21 protein-coding genes are annotated in these 20,933 nt (G+C 60.0%); 6 read left to right on the top strand and 15 right to left on the bottom strand.

Annotation, left to right across the window (positions count from 1 at the left end):
* Positions 1–28: 28 nt before the first annotated feature.
* The 9 genes from NH234_RS05940 to NH234_RS05900 all read right to left on the bottom strand — a co-directional run bounded on the left by NH234_RS05940 (position 29) and on the right by NH234_RS05900 (position 8,880).
* On the bottom strand, positions 29–964 hold the full coding sequence (locus NH234_RS05940; RefSeq protein WP_367255969.1) for a glutathione S-transferase N-terminal domain-containing protein: 936 nt from the start codon (positions 962–964) through the stop codon (positions 29–31).
* A gap of 739 nt (positions 965–1,703) precedes the next feature.
* The gene (locus NH234_RS05935) at positions 1,704–2,006 is read right to left on the bottom strand and encodes a GIY-YIG nuclease family protein (RefSeq protein WP_367255968.1); all 303 of its coding nucleotides are present in this window, start codon (positions 2,004–2,006) and stop codon (positions 1,704–1,706) included.
* 39 nt (positions 2,007–2,045) lie between these two features.
* Positions 2,046–2,519, bottom strand: a complete 474-nt coding sequence (locus NH234_RS05930) for a nuclear transport factor 2 family protein (protein ID WP_085729719.1) — start codon at positions 2,517–2,519, stop codon at positions 2,046–2,048.
* A 107-nt stretch (positions 2,520–2,626) separates the two neighbouring features.
* Entirely contained in the window at positions 2,627–3,931 is a 1,305-nt protein-coding gene (locus tag NH234_RS05925; RefSeq protein ID WP_085729718.1) for a CynX/NimT family MFS transporter, read from the bottom strand.
* Positions 3,921–4,580 carry a FadR/GntR family transcriptional regulator gene (locus tag NH234_RS05920; protein WP_085729717.1) on the bottom strand — a complete coding sequence of 220 codons (660 nt, stop codon included), beginning with the start codon at positions 4,578–4,580 and terminating at the stop codon, positions 3,921–3,923. Before NH234_RS05920 ends, NH234_RS05925 begins: the two co-directional genes overlap by 11 nt.
* Before the next feature lie 137 nt (positions 4,581–4,717).
* Entirely contained in the window at positions 4,718–5,482 is a 765-nt protein-coding gene (locus NH234_RS05915) for an amino acid ABC transporter ATP-binding protein (RefSeq protein WP_003221897.1), read from the bottom strand.
* Positions 5,483–5,493: 11 nt separating this feature from the next.
* Positions 5,494–6,591, bottom strand: coding sequence for an amino acid ABC transporter permease (locus tag NH234_RS05910; protein WP_085729716.1), 1,098 nt, complete (start codon positions 6,589–6,591; stop codon positions 5,494–5,496).
* 10 nt (positions 6,592–6,601) lie between these two features.
* Positions 6,602–7,783, bottom strand: a complete 1,182-nt coding sequence (locus NH234_RS05905) for an amino acid ABC transporter permease (RefSeq protein ID WP_085729715.1) — start codon at positions 7,781–7,783, stop codon at positions 6,602–6,604.
* Between the two features lie 65 nt (positions 7,784–7,848).
* On the bottom strand, positions 7,849–8,880 hold the full coding sequence (locus tag NH234_RS05900) for an amino acid ABC transporter substrate-binding protein (protein WP_085729714.1): 1,032 nt from the start codon (positions 8,878–8,880) through the stop codon (positions 7,849–7,851).
* 467 nt (positions 8,881–9,347) lie between these two features.
* Between NH234_RS05900 and NH234_RS05895 the strand changes: the two genes are divergently transcribed.
* From NH234_RS05895 to NH234_RS05875, 5 genes are all read left to right on the top strand, one after another.
* Positions 9,348–10,004, top strand: coding sequence for an alpha/beta fold hydrolase (locus NH234_RS05895; protein WP_085729713.1), 657 nt, complete (start codon positions 9,348–9,350; stop codon positions 10,002–10,004).
* Between the two features lie 110 nt (positions 10,005–10,114).
* Positions 10,115–11,593: an ATP-dependent RNA helicase RhlB gene (gene rhlB / locus NH234_RS05890; RefSeq protein WP_085729712.1), complete on the top strand. Its 1,479-nt coding sequence runs from the start codon at positions 10,115–10,117 to the stop codon at positions 11,591–11,593.
* 124 nt (positions 11,594–11,717) lie between these two features.
* Positions 11,718–12,662 (top strand): ornithine cyclodeaminase family protein, encoded by a 945-nt coding sequence (locus NH234_RS05885; protein ID WP_367255964.1) that lies wholly within the window; start codon positions 11,718–11,720, stop codon positions 12,660–12,662.
* 14 nt (positions 12,663–12,676) lie between these two features.
* On the top strand, positions 12,677–13,804 hold the full coding sequence (locus tag NH234_RS05880) for an NAD(P)/FAD-dependent oxidoreductase (protein ID WP_367255962.1): 1,128 nt from the start codon (positions 12,677–12,679) through the stop codon (positions 13,802–13,804).
* Between the two features lie 91 nt (positions 13,805–13,895).
* Positions 13,896–14,537: a PAS domain-containing protein gene (locus tag NH234_RS05875; protein WP_085729709.1), complete on the top strand. Its 642-nt coding sequence runs from the start codon at positions 13,896–13,898 to the stop codon at positions 14,535–14,537.
* Positions 14,538–14,578: 41 nt separating this feature from the next.
* Here the strand turns inward: NH234_RS05875 and NH234_RS05870 are convergent, their stop codons facing one another.
* The 6 genes from NH234_RS05870 to NH234_RS05845 form a co-directional block, all read right to left on the bottom strand.
* Entirely contained in the window at positions 14,579–15,355 is a 777-nt protein-coding gene (locus NH234_RS05870; protein WP_085711691.1) for an ABC transporter substrate-binding protein, read from the bottom strand.
* Between the two features lie 182 nt (positions 15,356–15,537).
* Positions 15,538–15,990: a molybdopterin synthase catalytic subunit MoaE gene (gene moaE, locus NH234_RS05865; protein ID WP_085729708.1), complete on the bottom strand. Its 453-nt coding sequence runs from the start codon at positions 15,988–15,990 to the stop codon at positions 15,538–15,540.
* A gap of 3 nt (positions 15,991–15,993) precedes the next feature.
* Complete coding sequence (gene moaD, locus NH234_RS05860) at positions 15,994–16,236, bottom strand: molybdopterin converting factor subunit 1 (RefSeq protein WP_085729707.1); 243 nt, start codon at positions 16,234–16,236, stop codon at positions 15,994–15,996.
* Positions 16,233–16,706: a cyclic pyranopterin monophosphate synthase MoaC gene (moaC, locus tag NH234_RS05855; RefSeq protein ID WP_007957321.1), complete on the bottom strand. Its 474-nt coding sequence runs from the start codon at positions 16,704–16,706 to the stop codon at positions 16,233–16,235. Before moaC ends, moaD begins: the two co-directional genes overlap by 4 nt.
* A gap of 101 nt (positions 16,707–16,807) precedes the next feature.
* The gene (locus tag NH234_RS05850; RefSeq protein WP_085729706.1) at positions 16,808–18,202 is read right to left on the bottom strand and encodes a PhoH family protein; all 1,395 of its coding nucleotides are present in this window, start codon (positions 18,200–18,202) and stop codon (positions 16,808–16,810) included.
* A 350-nt stretch (positions 18,203–18,552) separates the two neighbouring features.
* On the bottom strand, positions 18,553–19,677 hold the full coding sequence (locus NH234_RS05845) for a polysaccharide deacetylase family protein (RefSeq protein ID WP_085729705.1): 1,125 nt from the start codon (positions 19,675–19,677) through the stop codon (positions 18,553–18,555).
* Between the two features lie 139 nt (positions 19,678–19,816).
* On the opposite strand from NH234_RS05845, the gene yaaA reads away from it, so the two are divergent.
* Positions 19,817–20,596 (top strand): peroxide stress protein YaaA, encoded by a 780-nt coding sequence (yaaA, locus tag NH234_RS05840; RefSeq protein WP_367255958.1) that lies wholly within the window; start codon positions 19,817–19,819, stop codon positions 20,594–20,596.
* Positions 20,597–20,933 lie beyond the last annotated feature (337 nt).

The raw sequence follows: 20,933 nt of genomic DNA, 5'->3' as shown, positions 1-20,933 counted from the left end.
AGGGAGCCAATCGGCTCCCTCGTTTGTTTCAGCGTTTCTCGATTCGGAAACCGAACCGCGGGAAGTGCACATGCACCACGCCACCGCGTTCGTCTTCACGGCGCAGGATCAGCTCTTCACGACCGGCAAATACCAGCTCCCCGGCAACCGGATCAACACCGTAGTCAGTGGCCGCGATCACAACCTGCTGGCCCGCTTCGAATCCGTTCGGGTCGACAAAATGCTCATCAGGCAACGCCGCCGGCGTCGAATCGCGCGCAATCTCCAGCGCCTCTTCGGAGCTCATCGCACTGGCTGCACCATGACCGAAGCCCAGCACCCGCCCGAGCCACGCGGACACCGCCGGATAGTCATCCACCAACGGTGCGGTTACATGAGTTGCCTTGAGGAACCACAGCGGATGCGCCATGGCAAAGTCGGCTATCGACGGCTCACCGAGCAGGAAGTCCCCGTCTTCACGCTGCAGCTGCTGTTCCAGGCGCGCCATGATGGTTGGCCATTGATGTTTGGCCTGTTCGGCTGGCAACTTGGTCGCGCTGCCACCGCTGAACAGTCCGGCACGATCGGCGAGGAACGCCTTGATGGCTTCCGGCGGCAACTTGCCGAAACGCACTGCCACCGATTCCGGCTGAAACACCAGGCTCACTGCGTGCTGGAACACCACAGAATCGGCCCAGGTGGCGAAACTGGCGGCGATCATTTCCTGCCCTTCCGGGAAGAACGAAGGCTGGGCCTTTTCCTGCTCCAGACGACGGGCGATCAGCGCGGTGTCGCAATAGATATCGGCGCCAATCTGCAGCACCGGGGTCTTGCGGTAACCACCGGTCAGGGCAGTCAGGTCAGGCTTGGGCATCACCGGCGAGATGTGCACCGAACGCCAGGACAAGCCCTTGAAACCCAGCAGCAGCCGGGCCTTTTCGGCGAATGGAGAGGTCGGGTAATGATGGAGGATCAACTCGGACATGCTCGGCTCCGCCGCACAGGAAGTGAACCAGCAGCTTAGCGCGCAATTCGTTCGCAGCCTACGAATCCGGCTGATGGGAACCGATCAGTCAGGTTGATAAGGCACTCGAAAGTTCTCGAAAAAAACCGCCTCAGCCGAAGCCAAGACGGTTTCCCCACATCAATGACCTTACATCAGGTCATCGAAGTGATCTCGCAGGAACTCGTAAAAGCGAAACGCTTTGAACGACCTCCATACGAGGCTCAGAGTACGCAGCAAAAGCTTCATACGTTTTGGCCTCCGGTTGGGGGCCAAACCTCCAGCGTGCTTACCGGACCACGTACGCCTTCGGAAGACACGTCAATATCCACTGTGAGGCGGCCGGTTGTGATACCCCCTGAAAAATCATTTCGGCACGGGAGCAACTCCGTGTCAGAGGGCATGAAACCGTTACGCCGATCGGCCAGACCTCATTGGTTGCACTGTCATGTGAGCAGACGGATCGTAATCGGGTTTCTGAACCTTCGCTTAAACAAATAAACTCAAAATTGAGTTTTTTGGGTAGGCGTGTCTCCAGGCTTGCTCAGTGAAGCAAAGAGGAATACTCTCGGGCTACGTCAATATCTCCTGTGAGATCAGTAAATCCGGCCGCAAACCGAGGTTTACAGAAAAACCGCCCCGCAAAGGCGGTTTTTTTTCGCCTGTCGTTTGCCTGAAAGCGCCGCTTCGATGTGCAGGGGTTTCTATCGTTCGCACCTGATCAATCAGACCGATAAGACGCCACCAGACACTCCTTCGCACTCTTCCTGAGTTTCTTGATCAACCGCTCCTGGCGCAACGCATCACTCTTGTCACGGCAACGCTCGGTATAAACCAGCGCCATCGCCGGGCTCGAGAGAAAGAATCGCGCGCCCTTGCCACTCTGGTGCTTGGCAAAGCGGCGCACGGGATCATCGCTGATCCCGCAGTACAGCGAACCGTTGGCGGCGCGTACGAGGTAGACGAACCAGGATTTGCTCACTGGAACGTCGGCATCGAGAGGATTTTCGCTGAGGCTGGTCACGGGACAATTCAGGCGTAAGGAAAACAGGTCGCGATCTTATCAGCGACTTGCCTGAAATGCCTTCAGCCCTTTCAGCGCCTGGGCGCGGACGGCGTTGCGCACCAGCGGCGTCCAGCCCAACAGCAGCCCCTTGAAACCCAGCGCCTGACGGGACCAGCGCCACAGGTCGAAGTGGTCGCGGTGTTCACAGATCTTGCCGTCGCGGAAGACGAAGCGTGCCTGGATGTCGTTGATCACGACGTTGCCGGTCTGGCTGAACAGGTAGGTCGCTACCCAGTGGGCGCCGCCGCTGCGCTCGTCGGCGCGGACGTTGTCGAAGGTCAGGGAGAAGTCCTTGGCCCGCGTGGTGAGCATGCGCCACATGTCGCCGGCATCGCGCCCGCGCAGCTCGCCGAAGGCCGGGTCGCTGAACACCACGTCGTCGGTGTAGCAGGCGGCCATGGCCTCGGCGTCGAGGCGTTGGAAAGCCTGATAGAAACGGGTGATCAACGCGCTGTGGGCTTCTTCACTCATGGGCAATCTCCAGGAAAGGTACAGATTGCCAGCACGATAATCCGCAAACGCCCGAAACACTATCGGCATTCGCATTCCGAATACCGAATACCGACAGTGTGTGCGTATCAGACCTTTTCGCTTACTACCTGCACGTACAACGCGCGCCCGGCACCGAGGCCGGCGAGGATCGCACCCGCACCGACGATGCCGAAGATCCAGCCCACGGCGTTCCAGCCACCGGTCCAGTCATGCACTACGCCGACCGCGAACGGACCCATGGATGCAAGGGTGTAGCCGAAGCCCTGGGACATGCTCGACAGGTTCGCCGCGACGTGAGAATCCCGCGAGCGCAGCACGATCAGAGTCAGCGCCAGGCTGAACGTACCACCCTGCCCCAGCCCCAGCAGGATCGCCCAGCCCCACAGGCCTTCGATCGGCGCAAAGAGGCAACCGAACAGTCCGCCGAGGGTCAGCGCCATCACTACCACGATCGCCAGTCGCTGGTCCTTGCCGCGTGTGGCCAGCCACGGTGCTGCCAGGGAGCTGGCGAGCTGAATGATCACCGAACCGGACAGCACCAGGCCGGCCTGGGTCGGTGTCAGCCCGCGACCGATGAGGATCGACGGCAACCAGCCGAACACGATGTAGGCCAGCGACGATTGCAGGCCCATGTACAAGGTCACCTGCCAGGCCAGCGGATCACGCAGCAGCCCGCGCACTCGATACGCAACATTGTGTGCACCGTGCTTCTGGCCAATTTGCGGCAGCCAGAACACCGCCGCGACCAGCGCTGGAATGACCCAGAACCCCAACCCCATGGCCCAGCTATGATCGAAGTGCTCGCTCAAGGGCACGCTTGAGCCCGCCGCCATCGCCGCACCCAGGCACAGGGCCATGGTGTAGACACCGGTCATGGTGCCGGCGTGTTTGGCGAAGTCGCGTTTGACGATACCGGGCAGCAAGACGCCGATGATGCCGATACTCGCACCACCCAGAATGCTGCCGGCGAACAGACCGATTTCACCGAAGTTGCTGCGCAGGATGATGCCGCCGGCCAGTGTCAGAAGAATCCCCAGCACCACCCGCTCGGCACCGAAACGCCGCGCCAGCACCGGAGCCAGCGGGGCGAACAGGCCAAGACACAGCACCGGCAACGTCGTCAGCAAGCCTGCCTGAGCGGCGGACAAGCCGAGGCTTTTCGAGACTTCACTGAGCAGCGGCGCCATGCTCGACAACGCCGGGCGCAGGTTCAACGCCACCAGAATCAGCCCCAGCAGCAACAGCCACGGACGGCGCACCAGCGGATGGCTTTGTTGCACCTGTTCATCGTCAGCCTCGGCATCGATCAGCAACTCCTCCAGTTCGGCGGTGCGCTTCGGGGCGTTGATGGCTTCAGGGCGGGACATGGTTTTCTCGGTTTCAGGGTTCATTGATCAGTTGCCTCGACAGGGCTTTGGCCCGTTCCGGATCACGCTGTTCGACGGCTTCGAACAGGGCGATGTGCAAATCGAAGACTTCCTGTCGACGAGGGACGATGTTCAGGGTCTGGCGCAATTGCGCACCGACGATGCTGGAGAAATAGCGATACAGCTCGCTGAGGGTTGGATTGTGCGCGGCGTCCACCAGACGACGGTGAAACACCAGGTCACAGGCGATGTAGCTGTCGAGATCGCCGTGATAGTGGCTGCCGGCAACACCAAGCGCCTCGCGCAGGCCCGCCAGATCCTCATCGGTACGACGCAACGCCGCCAGGCCGATGGCCTCGACCTCAAGGATGTGCCGGGTTTCCCGGGCCTGATCCAGTGAGCATTTGGACAGCGCCTTGAGCGTGTCCATCGGGTCGACCACCGCCCGCAAGTAACTGCCGTCACCCTGACGGATTTCGATCAGCCCGGAGAACGCCAATACCCGCATCGCCTCGCGCACGGTATTGCGGCTGATGCCGAGCTCAGCGCACAGCTCGGGTTCAGTCGGCAAACGCTGTCCGACCTGCCACGTGCCGTCGGTGATGCGCTGGCGCAATTGATCCAGGGCCTGATCGACCAGGGATCGTTTGATCAATAAAGAGTTTTCAGACATGTAATTCGCCCTGTCATCCAATCATGGGATGAATTTGCTGACAGGGTAGTCAGATTTTTTAAACAGGGCAATCGGTAAAATCCGGGCAAAAATAAACCCGGAACTGAGTCCGGGTTTATTTCAATGCCTGAATCGGATCAATGCAGAATCTGACTCAGGAACAACTTGGTCCGATCATTCTGCGGATTGTCGAAAAAGTCGTTCGGTGCCGCCTGCTCGACGATTTCGCCCTTGTCCATGAAGATTACCCGGTTGGCCACAGTGCGGGCGAAGCCCATTTCGTGGGTCACGCAAAGCATGGTCATGCCGTCTTCGGCCAGGCCGATCATGGTGTCGAGAACCTCCTTCACCATCTCTGGGTCGAGTGCCGAGGTCGGTTCGTCGAACAGCATGATTTTCGGTTTCATGCACAGCGCGCGGGCAATCGCCACACGCTGTTGCTGACCGCCGGACAATTGTCCCGGGAACTTGTGCGCCTGCTCCGGAATACGTACGCGCTCCAGATAGTGCATGGCGATTTCCTCGGCCTTGCGCTTGGGCATCTTGCGCACCCACATCGGCGCCAACGTGCAGTTCTGCAGAATGGTCAGGTGCGGGAACAGGTTGAAGTGCTGGAACACCATGCCGACTTCACGGCGGATCGCTTCGATCTGCTTGAGGTCGTTGGTCAGCTCCACGCCATCGACAACGATGCGGCCCTGCTGGTGTTCTTCCAGACGGTTCAGGCAGCGGATGGTGGTGGACTTGCCGGAACCCGACGGGCCGCACAGCACGATACGCTCGCCCTGCTTGACGTTGAGGTTGATGTCTTTCAGCACGTGGAACTGGCCGTACCACTTGTTCACGCCCTGCATCTGAATGATGCCTTCAGGGCCCACTGGCTTTTTGATTGCTTCGCTCATCGAAAAAACTCCTAACGCTTGTGGCCAGTGTCGAGCTTGCGTTCCAGATGCATGGAATAGCGCGACATACCAAAACAGAAAATCCAGAACACCAGGGCGGCGAACACGTAGCCTTCGGTGGCCATGCCCAGCCATTTCGGATCGGCAGCGGCTTGCTTGACGCTGTTGAGCAGGTCAAAGAGGCCGATGATGATCACCAGGCTGGTGTCCTTGAACAGCGCGATGAAGGTGTTGACGATGCCGGGAATCACCAGTTTCAGGGCTTGTGGCAGAATCACCAGGCCCATGGCGCGCCAGTAACCGAGGCCCATGGCGGCAGCGGCTTCGTACTGACCTTTGGGGATCGCTTGCAGACCGCCGCGTACCACTTCGGCGACGTAGGCCGACTGGAACAGGATCACGCCGATAAGTGCCCGCAGCAGCTTGTCGAAGTTCATGCCTTCAGGCAGGAACAGCGGCAGCATCACCGACGACATGAACAGCACGGTGATCAGCGGCACGCCGCGCCAGAACTCGATGAACGTCACGCAGACCACACGAATGGCCGGCATGTTCGAGCGTCGTCCCAGCGCCAGCATGATCCCCAGCGGCAACGCGCCGGCGATACCGACGGTGGCGATCACCAGGGTCAGCATCAGGCCGCCCCACTGGCTCGTGGCAACGGCGCTCAGGCCAAACACGCCGCCATGCAGCAGGCACCAGGCAACGATCGGATAGATCACCAGGAAGCTCAGCCCGTACACCGCTTTACGCGGCACGCGTTTGATGAACAGCGGCGCCACACCGATGACCGCCAGCCACACGGTCAGGTCCACGCGCCAGCGCAGATCCGCCGGGTAGTAGCCGTACATGAACTGGCCGAAACGCTGTTCGATGAACACCCAGCAAGCGCCCGCCTTGGTGCAGTCGGCGCGGGTAGTGCCGACCCAGTTGGCATCGAAGATCGCCCAGCTGAGCAGTGGCGGAATCACCAGGTAGATCAGGTAGAACGCAAACAGGGTCAACAGGGTGTTGAGCCAGCTGGAGAACATGTTCGCGCGTATCCACGCCATCGGGCCGAAGACCTTGGCCGGCGGTGGCATGTCGGGTTTGAAAGTATGAGTACTCATGCGCTATTCCTTACCGCTCGATCAGCGCAATGCGCTTGTTGTACCAGTTCATCAGCAGGGAAATGCTGATACTGATCGCCAGGTACACGCTCATGGTGATGGCAATGACTTCGATCGCCTGACCGGTCTGGTTCAGCACGGTGCCGGCGAACAGCGAAACCATTTCCGGGTAACCGATACCGGCCGCCAGCGAGGAGTTCTTCGCCAGGTTCAGGTATTGGCTGGTCAGCGGTGGAATGATCACGCGCAGCGCTTGCGGAATGATCACCTTGCGCAAGGTCGGACCGTTGCGCAGGCCGAGCGAACGGGCCGCTTCGGTCTGACCGTGGCTGACCGACTTGATCCCCGAACGCACGATCTCGGCGATGAACGCCGCGGTGTACACGGTCAGGGCCAGGGTCAGGGCCAGCAGTTCCGGGATCAGCACCCAGCCGCCGACGAAGTTGAAGCCTTGCAGCTTCGGCATTTCCCAGTGCAGTGGCGCGCCGAAGATCAGCGCGCACAGCGTCGGGATCACCAGGAACATTGCCAGGCCGACCCAGAACTTGTGGAACGGCTCGCCGGTTTCCTCGAAACGCTTGGTGGCCCAGCGGCTCATCAGCACGATCGCAACGATAGCCACCACGATGCTGACCACGAACGCCCAGAAGCCGTCGGCCATCTGCGCGGCCGGCATGTTCAGGCCACGGCTGCTGACGAAGAAAGTGTCGCCGAAGTTGTGACTGTTACGCGGCCCCGGCATGGTGAGGAACACCGCGAAATACCAGAAAAGGATTTGCAGCAGCGGCGGAATGTTGCGGAAGACTTCCACATACACGGTCGCCAGCTTGCTGATGATCCAGTTCGGCGACAGCCGCGCCACACCGATGATGAAACCCAGCAAAGTCGCCAGGATCACGCCAATGAAGGTCACCAGCAAGGTGTTGAGCAGGCCGATCACGAACACGCGGGCATAGCTGTCCGCTTCGGTGTAGGAGATCAGGTGTTGAGCGATGCCGAACCCGGCACTGCGCTCCAGAAAGCTGAACCCGGACGTGATGCCCCGGTGCTGCAGGTTGGTCTGGGTGTTGTCGAACAGATACCAGCCCATGGCGACCACCGCCACGACGGTGATGATCTGGAATAGCCACGCACGCACACGCGGATCGCTGAGGCTGAACCTCTGCTTTGGTGCGCCGATTGAATTTTGCATGAAGTGCCCCGCAAGAAATGGAACAGAACATCACCCGGCGGTTGGCCCGCCGGGTGATAGAACCATTAGCGCACTGGTGGTGCGTACTGAATGCCGCCGTTGTTCCACAGCGCGTTCAGGCCACGGTCGATTTCCAGCGGAGTGCTCTTGCCGAGGTTTTTCTCGAAGATTTCGCCGTAGTTACCCACCTGGGAAACGATTTTCACCACCCAGTCCTTCGGCAGTTTCAGGTCCTTGCCGTACTCGCCGTCAGCACCCAGCAGACGTGCAACGTCCGGGTTCTTGGTGGACTTGGCTTCTTCGAGTACGTTTTTCGAAGTGATACCGGCTTCTTCAGCGTTGAGCAGCGCGTAGCCAACCCAGCGAACGATGGCCAGCCACTCGTCGTCGCCGTTACGCACGACCGGGCCCAGAGGTTCCTTGGAAATGGTTTCCGGCAGAACCACGTAGTCCTTCGGCGAAGCCAGCTTGCTGCGCTGGGCGAACAGCTGGGACTTGTCGGAGGTCAGCACATCGCAACGACCGGACTCCAGCGACTTGGCGCTTTCATCGGAGGTGTCGAAAGTGATCGGGGTGTACTTCAGGCCATTGGCGCGGAAGTAGTCGGAGACGTTCAGCTCGGTAGTGGTACCGGCCTGAATGCAGATGGTTGCGCCGTCCAGTTCCTTGGCACTCTTCACGCCCAGCTTGTTGTTGGCCAGGAAGCCCACGCCGTCGTAGTAAGTGATGAAGCCTGGGAATTTCAGGCCCATGCCTGCGTCACGGGAGCTGGTCATGGTGGTGTTGCGCGACAGGATGTCGATCTCGCCGGACTGCAGCGCGGTGAAGCGCTCCTTGGCGTTCAATTGACTGAACTTGACCTTGGTCGCATCGCCGAACACGGCAGCGGCCACGGCACGGCAGACGTCGGCGTCGATGCCGAGAATCTTGCCGGTCGAATCCGGTACGGAGAAGCCTGGCAGACCGTCGCTGACGCCACACTGCACGAAACCTTTCTTCTGTACCGCATCCAGGGTTGCACCCGCCTGAGCGAACCCGCTGACACCCAGTACTGCAGCAGCAGTCACGATCGCCAGCGTGGATTTCAACATCTTCATTCAAACCTCCAGTTTTGCTCTTGTTGTGTCGGAGCTTGAGTCCAGTCGCACCCTTTTGAGGCGTTGTTGACCCGTGTTGGCTTTTTATAGGGTCAACCGACGCAGGACCTTCGCTATGAGTCTAGTAGGAGAAAATCCACATCATGGACAACTCACTTCTCACCATTCGGCCGAACGGGCGGTAGCCCTTTCACGTTCGCTAAGCCCGTTGCGGCCATTGGCGAACATCCATCACCGGATTCTTTGCTATCCCGTCGCCAAGCGTTCACTGATAGTGTTACCGCCAGGCGCGAGATCGATTGCACGACTACCTCATAGCAAAGCCCGTACCACACCGCTCGCTGAAGCGATTGAGCGACAGGTCAATAGCAAAACTTGTAGCCTTGCGACATCTTCTTAACGGATCAACCGGGCGCGCACCCCAATCACGCACTTAATGAGAGCGCCCGCACATTTTTGGAGCAGCCATGACCGAGCCCTTGATTCTTCAGCCTGTTAAGGCAGCCGACGCCTGCGTGATCTGGCTGCACGGCCTCGGCGCCGACCGCTACGACTTTCTGCCGGTGGCCGAGGCCTTGCAGGAAAGCCTGCTGAGCACGCGCTTCGTTTTGCCCCAGGCACCGACCCGCCCGGTGACAATAAATGGCGGTTATGCCATGCCGAGCTGGTACGACATCAAGGCCATGAGCCCGGCTCGGGCCATCGACCGGGATGAGCTTGAAGCGTCCGCCGACCACGTCATCGAATTGATCGAACAACAGCGCGCCAGCGGAATAGACGCTTCGCGGATTTTCCTCGCCGGCTTTTCCCAGGGCGGTGCCGTGGTCTATCACACCGCTTTTCTGAAATGGCAGGGACCGTTGGGTGGCGTGCTGGCGTTGTCGACCTACGCGCCGACCTTCAACGACGAACTGGAGCTGTCCGCCAGCCAGCAACGGATTCCGGTGCTGGCGCTGCACGGCCAGTTCGACAACGTGGTGCAGAACTCCATGGGCCGCACGGCGTATGAGTACCTCAAGGCCCATGGTGTCACCGTGACATGGCAGGAATACCCAATGGAGCACGAAGTGTTACCCGAAGAAATTCGCGACATCGGCGTGTGGCTGAGCGAACGCCTGCGCTGATCGTTCGGGGCTCGATTTTCAAGTGGTCGGGCCCCTTTGATCATCCCACTACGCCGCGCCCGTTTCTTGCATTACACTGGCCGGCGTACATTCCTTAACCAATTGATGAGATGACCGTGCTCAAAGCACTCAAGAAGATGTTCGGAAAAAGCGAGGCTGAGCAGCTCGCGCCAGCTCCCAGTGCGCCGTCGCATGCCCCCGGTCATCGCAGCGATGCCAAACCGGCGGACCGCCAGGCTCCTGTAGCCACACCGAAACGCGAACCGGCACCCGCTGCTGTTTCAGCTCCCGCTTCAGAAAGCACCCGCAGCGAAACACCCAAACCTGCCAAGCCACGCCGCGAACCGAAGCCCAAGGCGCCGGTCATTCCCTGGAAACTCGAAGATTTCGTCGTCGAGCCACAGGAAGGCAAGACCCGTTTCCACGATTTCAAACTCGCCCCGGAACTGATGCACGCCATCCACGACCTGGGTTTCCCGTATTGCACGCCGATCCAGGCCCAGGTGCTGGGTTTCACCCTCGCCGGCAAAGACGCCATCGGCCGCGCCCAGACCGGCACCGGCAAGACCGCCGCGTTCCTGATTTCGATCATCACCCAGCTGTTGCAGACCCCGCCGCCGAAAGAGCGCTACATGGGCGAGCCACGGGCGCTGATCATCGCGCCGACCCGTGAGCTGGTGGTGCAGATTGCCAAGGACGCCGCAGACCTGACCAAGTACACCGGCCTCAACGTCATGACGTTCGTCGGCGGCATGGATTTCGACAAGCAGCTCAAGCACCTCGAAGCCCGCCACTGCGACATCCTCGTCGCAACCCCGGGCCGTCTGCTCGACTTCAACCAGCGCGGCGACGTGCACCTGGACATGGTCGAAGTGATGGTGCTGGACGAAGCCGACCGCATGCTCGACATGGGCTTCATCCCGCAGGTACGGCAGATCATTCGCCAAACCCCGCCGAAAAGCGAACGCCAGACCCTGCTGTTCTCCGCAACCTTCACCGATGACGTGATGAACCTCGCCAAGCAGTGGACCACCGATCCTGCGATCGTCGAAATCGAAGTCACCAATGTGGCCAACGAGAACGTCGAACAGCACATCTACGCGGTGGCCGGTGCCGACAAATACAAACTGCTCTTCAACCTGGTCAACGACAACGGCTGGGAGCGGGTCATTGTGTTCGCCAACCGCAAGGATGAAGTGCGGCGCATCGAGGAACGCCTGGTGCGCGACGGCATCAACGCCGCGCAACTGTCCGGCGACGTGCCGCAGCACAAAAGGATCAAGACGCTGGAAGGCTTCCGCGAAGGCAAGATCCGCGTGCTGGTGGCCACTGACGTGGCCGGTCGCGGCATCCACATCGACGGTATCAGCCACGTGATCAACTTCACCCTGCCGGAAGTCCCGGACGACTACGTGCACCGCATCGGTCGTACCGGTCGGGCTGGTGCCGATGGCGTGTCGATCAGCTTCGCCGGTGAAGACGACTCCTATCAGTTGCCGTCCATCGAAGAAAAACTCGGTCGCAAGATCAGCTGCGAAACGCCACCGACCCATCTGTTGCGGGCGGTTGAGCGCAAGCGTCCACAGTAAGCGACGCTATAAAGAGAAGCGCAGCCGGCAACGGACTGCGCTTTTTTTTCGCCCGGATATTGTTCAATAAAACTAAAAGTCCATAATGGACAAATTAGTTTATAACCAGTCTCCGGAGTCCGACATGTCCAGCACGCCGTACGTGATTGATCAAACCCAGGCCCGCGAGCTTCTGGCCCGGATCGATGTGCCGCAGATCCTGCGCAAGCTGTTCCGCGATCTGGCGGCCGGGCATGCGGTGCAACCGGCGCAGCAACTGGTGGAATTTCCCCAGGGCGCCGGGGACTTCATCAACTATCTGGGCGTATTGGCTGAAGATGGCGTGTACGGGGTCAAGACCTCGCCATACATCGTTCGCGAACAAGGCCCGCTGGTGACGGCATGGACGCTGTTGATGTCGATGCAAACCGGTCAGCCATTGCTACTTTGCGATGCCGGCGAACTGACCACCGCCCGCACGGCGGCAACCACAGCTGTCGCCGTCGACGCCCTCGCCCTCTTGAACGCCTCCCGTCTGGCAATCATCGGCAGCGGCAAGGTCGCTCAGGCGCATCTGCACTACGTCAAAACGTCGCGTGAATGGCAGAGCATCAACGTGTATTCGCCCACCCTGAGCGAAGACGCGGCGACCGCCCGCCAACTGCAAGCCCTCGATCCACGGGTGAGCATCGCCTGCAGCCGCGAAGCCGCCATCGCCGAAGCCGATGTGATCATGCTCTGCACCTCGTCCGCAGGACCTGTGATCGACCCGGCGACCTTGAGCAAACAGGCGCTGATCACCTCGATCAGCACCAATGCCCCACGCGCGCACGAAGTGCCGCCGCAGAGCCTCAACGACATGCAGGTGTTCTGCGACTATCGTCTGACCACGCCGGGTTCGGCCGGCGAGATGCTGATCGCCACCGAACAACATGGCTGGGACAACAGCGCGATCATCGGTGACCTCGCGGACCTGCTCAGCGAAAAAGTGCAGCGTCCGGATTACAACCGTCACGTGTTCTTCCGCTCCATCGGTCTGGGCCTTGAAGACATCGCCCTGGCCAACGCCGTTTATCAATTGCAGCGCTGACACCGGAGATTTTCATGAGTCATGCAGATTTCATCATCATCGGCGGCGGGATTGCCGGCGCGTCCACCGGTTACTGGCTGTCGCAACATGGCAAGGTCGTGGTGCTGGAGCGCGAATCGCATCCCGCCTATCACTCCACCGGGCGCTCCGCCGCACTGTTCACCGCTGCTTATGGCACCCCGCAGGTTCGGGCACTGACCCAGGCCAGCCGGGCATTTTTCGATAACCCGCCCAGTGGTTTCTGTGAACACCCGCTGCTCACCCCGCGCGGCGAAATGACCGTGGACTTCACCGGCGACGCCGCCGAGCTGAACAATCAGTACCTCAGCGCCAAGGCCACCGTGCCGGAGATGCAACTGCTCAGCGCGGAAGAAGCGTGCGTGCGGCTGCCGATCTTGCGCCGGGAAAAAGTCCACGGTGCGATCTACGACCCGACCGCCAGCGACATCGACACCGATGCGCTGCACCAAGGCTATCTGCGCGGCATCCGTCGCAACAATGGGCAAGTCCTGACCGATTGCGAAGTGCTCGGACTGAACCAAGATGCCGACGGCGTCTGGCAAGTCCAGACCAACGGCCAGACTTTCAGCGCACCCATTGTGATCAACGCCGCAGGCGCCTGGGCTGACAAAATCGGTGCCCTGGCCGGCGCCCGGCCCCTGGGCCTGCAACCGAAGCGCCGCGCGGCGTTTATCTTCGCCGGCCCAGAAGGCGTCGACATTCACCACTGGCCGATGCTGGTCAGCCTCGACGAGTCGTTCTACATGAAGCCCGACGCCGGCATGTTCCTCGGCTCGCCTGCCAACGCCGACCCGGTCGAGCCGCACGACGTGCAGCCAGAAGAACTGGACATCGCCATGGGCATCTACCAGATCGAAGAAGCGACGACCCTGACCATCCGCCGCCCGACCCGCACCTGGGCGGGCCTGCGCAGTTTCGTCGCCGACGGTGATTTGCTGTCCGGGTTCGATCCGCAGGTGCCGGGGCTGTTCTGGGTCGCGGCCCAAGGCGGTTACGGTATACAGACTTCGCCGGCGATGGGCCAGGCCAGCGCGGCGCTGGTGCGCGGTGAGTCGTTGCCCGAGCACCTCAAGCAGTTCGGTCTGTCCGCCGCGATGCTCTCCCCCGCCCGCCTGGCCTGACCGCCCCCGGATGACGCGCCCAACGGATTGCGGCACACTCGCAACGCCCCCGGACCACGGGGGCGTTGACGTTGCCTGGAGCTCCACAGTTATGACCGCCCCCGAACACACGCCCGAGCTGAATGACGCCGCCCTGGATAACTACCACGCCATCGCCGATGCCATCGCTACGCTGTTCTTTCCACATGCTGAAGTGGTGCTGCATGACCTGCGCACGCAAAAGGTCGACTACATCGCCAACAACCTCTCGAAAAGGGTGATCGGCGACGAGTCGTCGCTGGAAGACATGCTCAGCGACGACGTCAGCGAACGGAACATCGGCCCGTACGAAAAGCTCAATTGGGACGGCCAGAAGATTCGCAGCCTGAGCACCGTGCTGCGCGACAGCGAAGGGCATCCGCTGGCAGTGCTGTGCATCAACCTGAATATTTCGCTGTTCGAGAACGCCAAGGCTGCGCTCGACCTGTTCCTCTCGCCGAGCAAACTGATTCCGCAACCGGACTCGCTGTTTCGCGATGACTGGCAGGAACGGATCAACACCTTCCTGCACGCCTGGCTGCGCGAGCGGCAACTGAGCTTGAACCTGCTGACCCGCGATCACAAACGCGAACTGGTGCTGGCGCTGCACGCCGAAGGCGCGTTCAAGGGCAAGAGCGCCTCAAACTATGTGGCCAATGTGCTGAACATGGGGCGGGCGACGGTGTACAAGCATTTGAAGGAATTGAAGGGCTGAAGCCGTGCAGCCTGCGATGGCAGGCTGCACATTTTTGAAACTCAGTCGCCGTAGATGTCCGACTTGAAGTACTTCTCGGAAATTTTCTGATACTCGCCACTGGCGCGAATGCCGTCGATGGCGGTGTTCAACTGGCTGACCAGTTCGGTGTTGCCCTTGCGCACCGCGATCCCGGCACCCTCGCCCACGTACTTCGGATCTTTCAGTTCCGGTCCGACAAACGCGTAACCCTTGCCCCGAGGCATCGACAGGAAGTCGGTCAGCGGAATGGTGTCTGCAAAAATCGCGTCGAGACGCCCGGCCGCCAGGTCCATGTAGATTTCTTCGTTGTTGCCATAGCGCTTGACGTTGATGCCCTTGGGCTCGAACACCTCCGTGGCGTAACGATCGGTGGTGGTCGCACGTTGCACGCCGACGGTCTTGCCCTTGAGGCTGGCGTATTGGTCATCAACCGTCGCGCCTTCCTTCATTACGAGCCGCGACGAGGTGAAATAGTACTTGTGGGTGAAGTCCACGGACTTCTTGCGGTCTTCATTGATGGTCATGGACGACAGCGCCATGTCGATTTTCTTCACTTTCAGGGAAGGAATCAGACCGTCGAACTCGCCCTCGACCCACACGCACTTGACCTGCATCTGCGCGCACAGGGCGTTGCCGATGTCGTAGTCGAAGCCGACGATTTCACCTTGGTCGGTCTTTGAGGCGAACGGCGGATAGGCCGCTTCAATACCGATGCGCAGGGTTTTCTCGGCGGCAAACACGCTGCTGCACGCCAACAGGCTCAGCGCCAGACCGGTGATGAGGGGGAGTTTCTTCATGTTCGTTCTCTCGCGGGTTGTTGTTGGTTTGGCAAGACAGAAGAAAGAGCTGAAACAGGGAAAAGCTTTATTTGTACTTGTAAATCCATACTGGACTTTTACGTACAAATCGTCAATTGGACAAACGCCATCGGCGTCAGCCGATGGTCGGGAGTCGAGGGGAGATTGACTGAGGAGAGGATTTACTGCTTCCAGCGATCCGCAGCGGCATGGTCGCTGTCACGACCTTCGACCCAGCGCGAGCCGTCGCTGGTGTTCTCTTTCTTCCAGAACGGCGCGCGGGTTTTCAGGTAATCCATGACGAAGGCGCAGGCGTCGAATGCCGCCTGACGATGGGCACTGGCGGCGCCGACGAACACGATCGGCTCACCCGGCTCCAGCGCGCCGATGCGGTGCAGTACTTCCAGCTTCAACAGCGGCCAGCGCTGTTCGGCCTCGACGGCGATCTTGCCCAGGGCCTTTTCGGTCATGCCCGGATAGTGCTCCAGAAACATTCCGGCAACATCGAGGCCATCGTTGAAGTCGCGCACGTAGCCGACAAAACTCACCACCGCGCCGACGCCGACATTGGCCGCGTGCATCGCGTTGACTTCAGCACCGGGATCGAACGCCGTGGACTGCACACGAATCGCCATGCCTCAGCCTCCGGTCACGGTGGGGAAAAACGCTACTTCGTCGCCATCGACCACCGGCTCGTCGAGCTGGCACAGGTCTTCGTTGCGCGCACACATCAAGTTCTGTTCGCTCAGCACCTCGGCGCCGTCACGCTTGGCGAGCAAGGCGCGTACGTCTTCCACCGTCGCGAATTCACCTTCGACCTTTACCGAATCCACGCCCAGCGCCTCGCGGTAACGGGCAAAAAACTTCACGGTCAGGTTCATGGCTGCTCCGCCTGGAAATGCCCGCTCTTGCCGCCGACTTTCTCCAGCAGGCGCACGCTTTCGATGGTCATGCCGCGATCCACGGCCTTGCACATGTCGTAGATCGTCAGCGCGGCGACGCTGGCGGCGGTCAACGCCTCCATCTCGACGCCAGTCTGCCCGGACAGCTTGCAGCGAGCCACGATGCGCACCGCGTCGTCGCCTTCGGCGCTGAGCTCAACCTTGACGCCGGTCAGCATCAACGGATGGCACAAGGGAATCAGGTCACTGGTTTTCTTCGCCGCCTGAATGCCGGCGATGCGCGCCACGGCGAACACGTCGCCCTTGGGATGGCCGCCGCTGACGATCATCTGCAGGGTGTCGGGCAGCATGCGCACCAGCGCTTGGGCCGTCGCCTCGCGGAACGTCACGGCTTTTTCGGTGACGTCGACCATGTTGGCGCGACCTTGGGAATCGAGATGAGTCAGCACGGGATTACTCCTGATCAGGAGCGTCGATTGTAAACCTGAGGGTCAGAATTTCGCACACAAAAAACCGGGCGACTTTGCAGTCGTCCGGTTCCATTTGGCGGTTACAGGTGCGATTCGGCGTATTCGGCCAGAATCGAGCGAGGCACCCCTTGCAGGGTGATGTGCACACCGTTGGGGAAGTCTTTGAAACGTTCGGTCAGGTAAGTCAGCCCGGAACTGGTCGCGGACAGGTAAGGGGTGTCGATCTGTGCCAGGTTGCCCAGGCACACCACTTTGGAACCGGCGCCGGCCCGGGTGATGATGGTTTTCATCTGGTGCGGCGTGAGGTTCTGGCATTCGTCGATCAGGATCAGGCTCTGCTGGAAGCTGCGCCCGCGAATGTAGTTGAGCGATTTGAACTGCAACGGCACTTTGCTGAGGATGTAGTCGACGCTGCCATGGGTGTTTTCGTCATCCATGTGCAAGGCTTCGAGGTTGTCGGTGATGGCGCCCAGCCAAGGCTCCATTTTTTCCGCTTCGGTGCCGGGCAGGAAGCCGATTTCCTGGTCCAGGCCCTGCACGCTGCGGGTGGCGATGATGCGGCGATAACGCTTGCTGACCATGGTCTGCTCGATCGCAGCGGCCAGCGCCAGGATGGTCTTGCCGGAACCGGCGGCGCCGGACAGGTTGACCAGATGAATGTCTGGGTCGAGCAAGGCGTACAGCGCCAGGCTCTGATAGATGTCACGGGGCTTGAGGCCCCAGGCCTCTTGATGCAGCAGCGGTTCCTGGTGCAGATCGAGGATCAGCAGACGGTCTTCTTCAATCTCCTTGATCCAGCCGACAAAGCCCTGCTCATCGATGATGAACTCGTTGATGTGCACGGCCGGCAGGTTGTCGATCAGTTGCACCTGGTGCCAGGTGCGGCCATGGTCCTGACGGGTTTCGACCTTGCTCACGCGGTCCCAGAAGGAGCCGGTCATGTTGTGGTAGCCGTTGGGCAACAGGGACACGTCATCGACCAGTTGGTCGGTGCTGTAGTCCTCGGCGTCGATCCCGCAGGCTCGCGCCTTGAGGCGCATGTTGATGTCTTTGGTGACCAGCACCACCGGTTTCTTCGGATCGCGGGTGTGCAGATCGATCAACTGGTTGATGATTTTGTTGTCGTTCAGGTGCTCGGGCAGAATCAGGTTCGATTCGGCCTGTTTGCTCATCAGAATTGACAGCAACCCCTTCGGCCCGCTCTTTCCGCGCTGGATCGGCACCCCTTGCTCGACGTCTTCGGGCGAGGCATCGCCCAGCGTCTTGTCGATCAGCCGGATGGCCTGGCGGCATTCAGCGGCCACGCTGTGATGCCCGCTCTTGAGCTTGTCCAGCTCTTCAAGCACGGTCATCGGGATCGCGACGTGGTGTTCTTCGAAATTCAGCAGGGCGTTTGGATCGTGAATCAGTACGTTGGTATCGAGTACATAAAGGATTGGCTGGTTGGAGGAAGGGCTACGTCCGTGATCATCCATACTCGGTCACCTTTGTGGGAGCCATTCGACGCAATACCTGGACGGTACTGCGCCTCGAAGTGACTGCCGAATCCACCTGCGAAGCTTTTGTTCGGAATAGCAGGTGAATTGCACACAAAATGGGTCTTGGAAGACGCCACCTGTGTTGCAGGTTTCGGCTGTCTGACTTCGTAATACTCCAAAACCCGTGACAGAAAAAAGCACTTTGACGCTTTTTTGAAGTTTATTTTGCAAAGTGACGAAAAGCCCTTGGCGGACCGCCGCGCCCCCGTTAGAGTCGGAAGTCCGCCTGCATCGAATCCTGCAAAAAACTCACCTCAAGCCCAATGTTTCCGGGCTCTTGCCGTTTGTCAGCGAAAAGCGTCCTGACAGTCTTCCCAGCCGATGCCGCTTTGCGCGGTTTGCGTGATCAGCCAAGGCAACGCGGTCTTCACCGCGTCCTGCTTCATGTTGAAATTGATCACCCCATGCCGCCACAACAGCATCAGGGTCAGCACCCGCTGCGCGCTGGGATTGCCCTTGAGCTTGCCGGCGCCGTCCTGGGCATCGATGTCCCACAACGCCACTTGCAGGCCCTGATTGCGCAAGAAACTGCCGGCATCACTGCGGCGCTGGCCATCCGGTGGGCGGAACAACGGCACGTAGTTTTCCGGCAGCTTGTTCTTCACCAGATCGCTGCTGCGGCGTACCGAGTCCTGCCAGTCCTGCCAGTGGCTGTGGGAGCGGAACTCCCAGCCCTGAACCCCCACGCAGAGTTTCGAGAATTCCGCTTGCAGGTTATTCACCGAGCGATCCGCCAGTCGCGCCTGCACATCCTTGCCCAGCAAAAAGAAGGTGCCGCTCAGACTGGATTTGCGCAGGTAATCGGCGATCCAGTGGGTATTGTCCGGCTGAAGGTTCGCGGCGCTGTCGAAACTCAACAGGAACAACCGGTCGTGCATCTCGTCGCCGTTGCGCTCGTAGTCGCCGAAATGATCGACTTCGCTGGTGGTCTGCGGCGACAGCGCCGCCTTGCGCATCAGTTCATCCAGATACTGCAGATGAAAGATCCGGCTCGGCTCTGCCCACTTGGTGTAATAGCTTTCGTCGCTGACCACGAACTTGGTCGCCTGCTCGCGCAGGGTCGGCAGGTCTTCGACGAGGAAGCAGAACGAGGCGTCCTGATCGCAACTCTGCTGGGCGAAGTTGTAGTTGGTCAGCAGCCGTTGCCACAGGCGAGCGCGCAGGTTGTTGATCGCCTCCAGATTGACCGTGCGCAGCCCCAGACGCTGAGCCAGCGCGGCCTCATCCAGCGCTTCGCTGCCCAGCAGGCCCCGGGCGAACATCAGGATTTCCGCCCGCGAGGCGACGTCGAACAGGGTCGGGTTGTCGAGTTTCTCCGGCCAGGTGCTGCGATCGAGCGTGGCAATATCGCCCGGCGCCGCAACGGCCCCGAAGCTCAACAACCACACAGTAAATAAAAGAACAATGCGCAAGGGGGTGTCTCCATAACAAAACCCGCGCGGCACTATAGCCGATCCGGCCCGCAAACCGCCGATCACCTATGGACTCGATAGCTGGAGTCATCCGCCTCAACCCCCTAGAATCGCCCCCACGATTAAAGGAGACGACTTCATGCTGATGGTGATTTCCCCCGCCAAGACCCTCGATTACGAAACACCGCCGGCGACCCAGCGCTTCACCCAGCCGCAATACCTCGACCATTCCCAAGAGCTGATCCAACAGTTGCGTGAGCTGACGCCTGCACAGATCAGCGAACTGATGCACGTCTCCGACAAGATCGGTGGCCTCAACGCCGCGCGTTTCGGCAGCTGGACGCCGGCGTTCACTCCCGAGAACGCCAAACAGGCGCTGCTGGCCTTCAAGGGCGACGTCTACACCGGACTCGATGCCCAGTCGTTCAGCGAAGCCGATTTTGACTACGCGCAACAGCACCTGCGCATGCTCTCCGGCCTCTACGGCCTGCTGCGCCCGCTCGACCTGATGCAGCCATATCGCCTGGAAATGGGCACCAAACTGGCCAATGTCCGCGGCAAGGACTTGTACGCGTTCTGGGGCACGCGCATCAGCGAATGGCTGAACGAAGCGCTGGCCGACCAGGGCGATGACGTGCTGCTGAACCTGGCGTCCAACGAGTACTTCTCGGCGGTCAAGCGCACGGCCCTGAACGCGCGGATCATCAACACCGAGTTCAAGGACCTGAAAAACGGCCAGTACAAGATCATCAGTTTTTACGCCAAAAAGGCTCGAGGCCTTATGAGCCGCTTCGTCATCCAGGAACGCATCAACGATCCGGCGGCCCTCAAACAGTTCGATGTGCAGGGTTATCGCTACAGCGCCGAACAATCGAAACCGGACAATCTGGTGTTTCTGCGCGATCACGCCCCCGAATAAAGCATGCCCATTGCACGACTCTTTATATAAAGAGTCGTGCACCTCGCACGACGTCAAAAAAACCTCCCGCCTTTTCGCCGACTTATTGGCGCCATAAAAACATCACCCCCATTTCTATCTTTTCTTTCACTCGACAGTTGTCATTTTTTTCAGTAGTGGCACCTGAAATTTTTCCGGGTAGTGGCACAAAACCATCTAACGCGATTATCTACCTATCAATAAAGGGCGAAATGGAAAGTGCTATCAATATGAGAGCAGTGCCATCTTTCTCAATATTTCAAAAAATTTCAGATTTCGCGATGAGCGGACAGGAACTATGTCCAAATGCATAGCTCAT

It is taken from the genome of Pseudomonas sp. stari2, assembly GCF_040760005.1.
Taxonomy (GTDB): domain Bacteria; phylum Pseudomonadota; class Gammaproteobacteria; order Pseudomonadales; family Pseudomonadaceae; genus Aquipseudomonas.
Note: the sequence above shows the minus strand (reverse complement) of the source record. Positions and strands in the feature narration are given on the sequence as shown.